At 51.3% G+C, this 7,333-nt stretch carries 9 protein-coding genes; all 9 read left to right on the forward strand.

Annotation, left to right across the window (positions count from 1 at the left end):
* Window positions 1-279 precede the first annotated feature (279 nt).
* Window positions 280-960: a DNA repair protein RadC gene (gene radC, locus HY768_11120; protein MBI4727749.1), complete on the forward strand. Its 681-nt coding sequence runs from the start codon at window positions 280-282 to the stop codon at window positions 958-960.
* Window positions 961-993: 33 nt separating this feature from the next.
* Window positions 994-1,242: a DUF4342 domain-containing protein gene (locus HY768_11125; protein ID MBI4727750.1), complete on the forward strand. Its 249-nt coding sequence runs from the start codon at window positions 994-996 to the stop codon at window positions 1,240-1,242.
* A 49-nt stretch (window positions 1,243-1,291) separates the two neighbouring features.
* On the forward strand, window positions 1,292-2,230 hold the full coding sequence (locus HY768_11130; protein ID MBI4727751.1) for a hypothetical protein: 939 nt from the start codon (window positions 1,292-1,294) through the stop codon (window positions 2,228-2,230).
* On the forward strand, window positions 2,227-2,790 hold the full coding sequence (locus tag HY768_11135) for a DUF523 domain-containing protein (GenBank protein MBI4727752.1): 564 nt from the start codon (window positions 2,227-2,229) through the stop codon (window positions 2,788-2,790). The genes HY768_11130 and HY768_11135 overlap by 4 nt, the downstream gene beginning before the upstream one ends.
* A 66-nt stretch (window positions 2,791-2,856) precedes the next feature.
* Window positions 2,857-3,480 carry a hypothetical protein gene (locus tag HY768_11140; protein ID MBI4727753.1) on the forward strand — a complete coding sequence of 208 codons (624 nt, stop codon included), beginning with the start codon at window positions 2,857-2,859 and terminating at the stop codon, window positions 3,478-3,480.
* Between the two features lie 94 nt (window positions 3,481-3,574).
* On the forward strand, window positions 3,575-4,336 hold the full coding sequence (locus HY768_11145) for a 3',5'-cyclic-nucleotide phosphodiesterase (protein ID MBI4727754.1): 762 nt from the start codon (window positions 3,575-3,577) through the stop codon (window positions 4,334-4,336).
* A 336-nt stretch (window positions 4,337-4,672) separates the two neighbouring features.
* The gene (locus HY768_11150) at window positions 4,673-6,331 is read left to right on the forward strand and encodes a tetratricopeptide repeat protein (GenBank protein MBI4727755.1); all 1,659 of its coding nucleotides are present in this window, start codon (window positions 4,673-4,675) and stop codon (window positions 6,329-6,331) included.
* Window positions 6,324-7,100, forward strand: a complete 777-nt coding sequence (locus HY768_11155) for a DUF4292 domain-containing protein (GenBank protein ID MBI4727756.1) — start codon at window positions 6,324-6,326, stop codon at window positions 7,098-7,100. Before HY768_11150 ends, HY768_11155 begins: the two co-directional genes overlap by 8 nt.
* A gap of 1 nt (window position 7,101) precedes the next feature.
* Window positions 7,102-7,333, forward strand: a 232-nt coding sequence (locus HY768_11160; protein ID MBI4727757.1) for a DNA mismatch repair protein MutT, incomplete at its 3' end; no start/stop codon positions are given.

Here is a 7,333-nt window from a genome sequence, read left to right on the forward strand (position 1 = left end):
ATTATATACACTACACGAACATTTGTCAAGCATTATTTTTCAGGACGTTGCTCCCTGTAATGTATTGTTAATCCAGGCTTCCTGGTTATTGCCGATTTTTTTCGATTTGTAGTGTATATAAAAGGGACGGAATTCAGGGAAATAAACAAGATCCTTTTGATTTGAATGGAGTATCTACCACGAAAACCCTGAATAACCAAAACACGGAAAATACTATTCAATATTCTGATTCAGTGGTAAAGCCCCAGTCAAGTGCGTCTATATCGTGTTAGGAGGGTCGTGGATAAAAAAGAACAGACATCGGGACACCGCCGGCGTTTGAAGGATAAATTCCGCCGCACCGGCGGAGAAGGCCTGCACGACTACGAGCTGTTGGAACTGCTTTTGACCTATGTCCTGCCCCGGCGCGATGTGAAGCCTTTGGCCAAAGAGCTTATCAACAGATTTGACGGCCTGGCCGGAGTGTTGGACGCCCCACCCGAAGACCTGGAGAAAGTGAAGGGCCTGGGGACATCACCGGCGGTGCTGATCAAGCTGACCAAACGTCTGTCCGAACAGTACCTGGCCGCCGAAATGAAGTCCCGAGACGTCCTGGCCTCGCCCCAGTCGGTGCTGGCTTTCGCCCGGACCAAGATGGCCGGACTGCCCAACGAGGCCTTCCTGTGCATTTATCTCAATGCCAAGAACGAGGTGCTGAAATACAAGACCATCAACCAGGGCACGGTGGACAAGGCGGCGGTCTATCCCCGGCGGATAATCGAAGAGGCCCTGAACCTTCACGCGGCCGGATTGATTTTGGTGCACAACCACCCCAGCGGCCATTGCCAGCCCTCGCAGGAGGACCGGCAGCTGACCGATTCCATCGTCAGCGTGGCCCGGACCCTGGACATCAGAGTACTGGACCATCTGATAGTGGGCAGGCTGGGCTATTACAGCTTTGCCGAGAATAAATTGCTGTAAAGCTTCAAAACGAATATTGAAAGGAATAGCTTTATGTCAGACCAATTCACCGAAGAAATAAAAGTATCCGGCGAACAGCTGCTGGCCAAGATCAAGGAACTGGTCAGGGAGGGCAACATCCGCCGCATCACTATAATAGACCGGGACGGCAAGACCATCATGGCTTTCCCGCTGACCATCGGAGTGGTGGGCGCCCTGATCGCCCCCACTCTGGCCGCCATCGGCGCGGTGGCGGCGCTGGTAACCGAGTGCACGGTCAAGGTAGAGCGGGAGCAGAAGTAACGTGCCCGGCAGTGCATTTAATTTCCCTAACAACTTATGAGGGGATATCATGAAGATCACCTATAAATGCGTCTTCTTTCACTTGATTGTGCTGTTATCTTTCTCTTATCCCCTGTATGCTGATCGCTCAGACAAATGTCTTGATTATATCCAGCGTAAATATTATTTTACTGTCGATTCAATCATCCGGGACTGGGAGCACGATTCCGTACCTGACCCTGAACTGTTTGTTGTTAAAACAAGTTATTTTTTCAGCTTGGCATCGTCTAATTTGCTCAGAATTGATAAGAAAGTGCCCATTGGTAGCAAGGCTATACCTATCCAGCATAAAGAAACAGGAGAAATATACTACATTCATGACGATAAAGCATACAAGCCAGAATTTGTCGATTCGGCAATATCAAGCGTAAAAACCGGCATACGTTTATTTCCACACCGTTTTGATCTACGTTTTGGTCTCGCCTATATCTGCCAAGAAATTGGAGATATAAAGGCCCAGGTAAGTATCTTGTCACAGACGGTAGAACATGCAAAGGCATACCCTAATTCGGTACTGTGGGCAAAAAATAAACCAATAGCCAACACAGATTCGTTTCTGATTCAATCACTGCACAGCTATGGCCTGTATTATTACCAAACGGAAGAAGATGAGAAATTTGGACAAATTGCTAAACTCCATGTGAAATACTTTCCACATAGTGTAATCGGACGCAATGACCTTGGCAACTACTATGGATTCAAGCGGCTGTGGCGAAAAGCATTGGAACAGTATATGACAGCCTTCACAGGGGATACCACCGATATGCTGGTGTTAAACAATATAGCCCACACATACAAGAAACTCGGTGATAACCACAACACCATTAAATATTACACAAAAGTCATTAATAACACCACGGATCAACAGGTCAAGGAACAAGCCCTTGATGGACTAAATTCCTTACAGAAAAAAGTGCCACCCATGAAACGGCAAAATAATAAACCTTGAGTTATAAAGATACATTCGCCAAACCCCGGATAGTGGTCAGCAAATGCCTGGGGTTCGCCGCCTGCCGCTACAACGGCCTGATGATCTCCAGTCCTTTGGTTCGAAAACTTAAGGACCACGTCGACTTCGTCCCGGTCTGCCCGGAACAGGAGATCGGCCTAGGCGTGCCCCGCGATCCCATCAGGGTCATTGAAATCAAGGGCCGCCGCTCGCTGTTCCAGCCGGCCACCGGCCGCGACCTGACCAAAGAGATGAAGGCCTTTGCCGGAAAATTCTTCAGAAACCTTGGCCCGGTGGACGGTTTTCTGCTCAAGAGCCGCTCCCCCTCCTGCGGCATCGGGGATGTCAAGATATATTCCGGCACCAAGGAGAAGCAAACTATTCTGACCGCCAAGGGTCACGGATTCTTCGGTAGCCGGGTGATGAAACTTTACCCGGGGCTGGCCATAGAAGACGAAAGCCGGTTGAAGAAAGCCGCCATCAGGGAACATTTTTTGACCAGTATCTTCACTATGGCTTATCAAAGGAGAACCTTGAAGTCTGGCTCGGTAAAAAAATGATTCGGCCCCGGCCCAGGCCGAATGTTTCAGCCTTAAACAGAAAAATAGCATAATAAAAAGGATCTTATGTTAAAAGCACTGAAGACGACATTATTCCTTTCAATTTTTGCGGTTTTGGCCTTTGTCCCCGGCCAGGTTCAGGCCCAGGAGGCAAAATACAATTATACCGATGACGAAGGCTATGGGTTCAATTCCGGAAACCGCATATTGCTGGGATACGCCGCCAATATCCCCAACCAATATCTGGGTTTTACCCTGGGTTTTTCCCGTCCCAGAACCTGGGGCCTCTTTATAGACTACAAAATGAACACCGCCTCCCTGGATATCGCTTCTTATTTATATGATTACACCGTCGAGTATGTTGCTACAGTTTACACCTCCGATACTTTAAAAGATACCCGCGGTTCCTGGATTACGGTCAACGGAGGAATGACCCGGCCTCTCAACGACAATTTCTGCGCCTATCTGGGGCTAGGCGTATCCTTTTACCGGGTTTACCGGCAGTATTACGAACCCTATAAAAATATGGGAGACAACGGCTATTACTGGATAAACGACGATCAAAGTTCCACCGCAAATTTTAACGCCAACGCCGGCGTTTACTATAAACTAGGGCGCTATTTTTATCTGCATCTGGGCGGGGACATCCGGCCCCTTGGCCTGACAGCAGGTTTTGGTTTGGCCCCCTGATATTTAGTTTAAAATAGACTTGACTTTTAACCGCTCCATAAGCTACATTTATGGTAATATTCTCTGAAAATATTAATTCAGATAAGGGCTTGATATGAAAATCAGGGTATTGGGCGCCTCCGGTTCCAAACTGCCCGGCTTCGGGCTTACCAGTTTTTTGCTGGACAAAACAATGCTGATAGACACCGGGGCCGCCGCTTCCATGCTGCCCTTTGACGAGCAAAAAAAGATCGAGACCGTTTTTTTATCCCACATTCACATCGACCACAGCCTGGGGCTGCTGCTGATGGCCGACAACCTGGCGGGCTGCACCAAAAAACCAATCAGCATCGCCAGCATCCCCGAAGTGCTGCAGGGCCTGCGCAGCCATCTTTTTAACAATCACGTCTGGCCGGATTTCACCGCCATCCCCGACCGGAAACGGGCGGTATTCAGGCTTTGCCCATTGAAGGAAAACCTGGCCGTCAAAATCGGCAGATATACGGTCAAGGCCGTCAAAGTCAGCCATTCTGTGCCCACGGTGGGCTTCATAATCTCGGACGGCAAGTCCAGCCTGCTTTATACCGCCGACACCCGGGCCACCGAGCGCATTTGGCTGGAGGCTCAAAAAGCGAAGAACCTTAAAGCGGTGCTGGTGGAGACCTCTTTTCCCAACCGGCTCCAGGGTTTGGCCGATATCTCCGGCCACCTCACTCCCAAAACGCTATCCAAAGAAGTTGCCAAGTCCGGGCTGAAAGCGCCTTTTTACGTGTTTCACATCAAGGCCATGTTCGTGGAGGAGGTCCAGCAGGAAATTGCCGACCTTAAAAGTTCCCAGATCCAGCTGGCCATGGAAGGCGCTCAATATACATTTTGAGAATTTAGGAATTACGGGAATCCAATTACCGTTCCGCCAGAGGCGGACCCGCTCGTGCCATAGGCAGACCAGCCTATATGGATTTACCTGCGGTGGCGGAGAAGACGCTAAGCATGCCCTGCAAAGGGGGCGCGAAGCATATTATTCAAATCACAAAAAACACCACGCCGGCCCTGAGAAAAAAAAGTTTGACAATTTATCAACAATAAAGCCCTTGATCCGGCCGGAGCACCAAGAAGCGCTTTCCGGCCATATTTTTTTGCTTGCAAAAGCGCCAAGAATGCCATAGAATATGATAGCTGAATATTATTACTGAATTTATCAAAGGTCAAAAAATTGAAAAAACGTCTTGCTTTAATATTGTTGAGCCTGACATTTGCTATCGGCTGCGTCAAAAGACAGGTTTTAAATCCCGACCAGGCCAACCTAGCCCTGCTGGATTATATTGACCTTGCCGCCGCCCAGGAAGATCAGGGGAACCTTAAAGGAGCCATCAAGACTTACAAGAGGGCTCTGGAGATCAACCGGAGCTCGGCCCTGCTGCACCTGTATATCGCCCAGAACTATTACGAACTGGGCAACGATACCCTGGCGGCGCTGTATGCCCGGAAGGCGGCCAAACTTGACTCTGCCAATGTTGATCCCTACTTGATTCTGGGCAATGCCTACCTGATAGCCAAAGACTGGCCGGCCGCCCTGGCCGAGTACCAGCAAGCCTTTAAGCTGGATCCCCGAAACAGCGAGATCGCCGTTACTCTGTCCGGTCTTTACGAAATAGCGAACCAGCCGGATTCGGCCCAGAATGTATTGACTCAGGCCATGGTTCAAAATGATGACCCGGAACTTCAGGTCCAGCTGGCCGGGGCGCTGGCCCGGGCCAAAAAATATCAGCCGGCCATAGAACAATACCGGTCGGTCCTGCTGAGCGATCCCCAGAATGCCAAGACCTCCCTTTCCCTAGCCGCGCTTTACGAAGCCGTGGAACAGCCGGATTCGGCCTATGCTTACTACCTGGCGGCCGAAGAGCTATCTCCGAAGAACCAATATCTGAAAAGGCATATTTTCAATCTGCTGCTCTTGAAGAACGATTTTCCCGGGGCCATCCTCAAGGCTGAGGATATTCTGGCGCTGGGGATCAAGGACAGAAATTTGAGGCTGCAACTGGCCCGCCTCTATTATCAGCAAAAAGACTATCCTGCGGCCTTTCTGAATTTTGACCTCCTGCTGCAGGACGACAGCCTGAACACCGAGGCCCTGTATACCCTGGCCCGTCTTAAGCTGGAGCAAAAGCAGTATCCCGAAGCCTCCGGATATTTCAGCCGCACCCTTCGCATACTGCCCCGGCTGGCCGAGGGTTGGCTTAACCTGGGAATCTGCCAGCTGGCCCAGCAGCAGAAGGACTCGGCCCAGATATCATTTAAAAGATCCAGGCGCCACGGCAACAAAATGCAACTGGATTACATCTGGGGCTACGCTTACGTTCAGCTGGAGCAGTATTCCCAGGCCATCCCTCATTACCTTAAACTTTATCCCAAGAACAAAAAGGATCTGAACCTGCTTTTTAACCTGGCCGCCGCCTATGAAAGATCGGGAAACTTTGAGCAGGCCGAGGGCTATTTTCTCCTGTTGCTGGCCCGCCAGCCCGGCAATCATCTGGCCCTGAATTATCTGGGATATATGTACGCTGAGCGGGGCATAAACCTGGACCAGGCCGAGACCATGGTGGCCAAGGCCCTGCAGGCCGAGCCCGATAACGCGTATTACATTGACAGCATGGGATGGATCTACTTCAAACAGGGAAAAATGTCCCAGGCCGGAGAGGAACTGGAACGGGCGGTTAAACTGATGCCCGAAGATGCCGCCATGCGCGATCACTTGGGGGACGTCTACCTGGCCCTGGGCCAAAAGGACCTGGCCCTGAAACAGTGGCGCAAAGCGCTGGAGCTGGACCCTAAAAAGGAAGATGTCAAAAAGAAGATTGAGGCCCATGAATAAACTTAAACGCCGGCTGTTGCCTCTTTGCCTTTTGCTTTTTGCCTTCTGCCTTTTCCCCGGCTGCTCCCATTTTAAGCCCCAGCCCCGGAAGCTGGCCCCCGAAAAGGTCTGGCAACAGGTGCAGCAGAGTTATTCCGAACCGCGCCCGCCCTATTGGGCCGAGGGCGACCTCACCTTTAGTTCTCCGGATTTCAATCAATCATTTTCCTTCACCCTGCGCTGGGAAAGCCCCCACAGAATGCGGATAGACGTCGCAGGCTTCCTGGGCTTTACCCTGGCCTCGGCCGCGGTCTGCAACAGTCTGGCCTGGCTCAATATCCCCATCAAAAGCGTTTACCTGAAGGGGCAGATCCAAAAAATTGACTCGGCCTCGGCCAATGCCCTGGGATTCTCGTTGGACCAGTTCCTGAAAATGCTGGAAGGCCGGCCTCCCCTACTCCCGGGCAAATGTGACTTTGCCGGTGAGGATGAATTTTTAAGTTTCAGCTATCAGGACAGCCTGGCGGCCTACATTTTCCGGGTGGACCCCAAACTGGGCCGGATCGCGGAATACCGGGTTCAGAACGGAACCGAAGACCTGCAGCAGATCAGTTACGGCAACTGGCGGACGCTGGGCCCAAGTTCCCGCCCCTATGCAATTGAGATGACAAAGCCCCGGCAGGATCTGGAGATGTCGGTCACCTACCGGAAGATCTCCCCGGTGGAATCATTTAAACCCGAGACCTGGCAGCAGCTCTTGCCCCGGGGTGTTACTCCCGGAGAGTTTTGATATGGCCAAAAACAAATACGGCTGGAAAACGCTCTCATCCAAAGTGGTCTACCAGAACCCCTGGATCTCGGTGCGGCACGACCGCATTGCCTACCCCGGCGGCCATAAGGGCGTTTACGACGTGGTGCAAAAAAGGCCGGGGGTGGCCGTGGTGGCGGGGAACGCGGCGGGACGGATTTATCTGGTCAAACAGTACCGCTATACGCTGGACGGCGTGTTCTACGAACTGCCGG

Source organism: candidate division TA06 bacterium (assembly GCA_016208585.1).
Taxonomy (GTDB): domain Bacteria; phylum Edwardsbacteria; class AC1; order AC1; family EtOH8; genus UBA5202.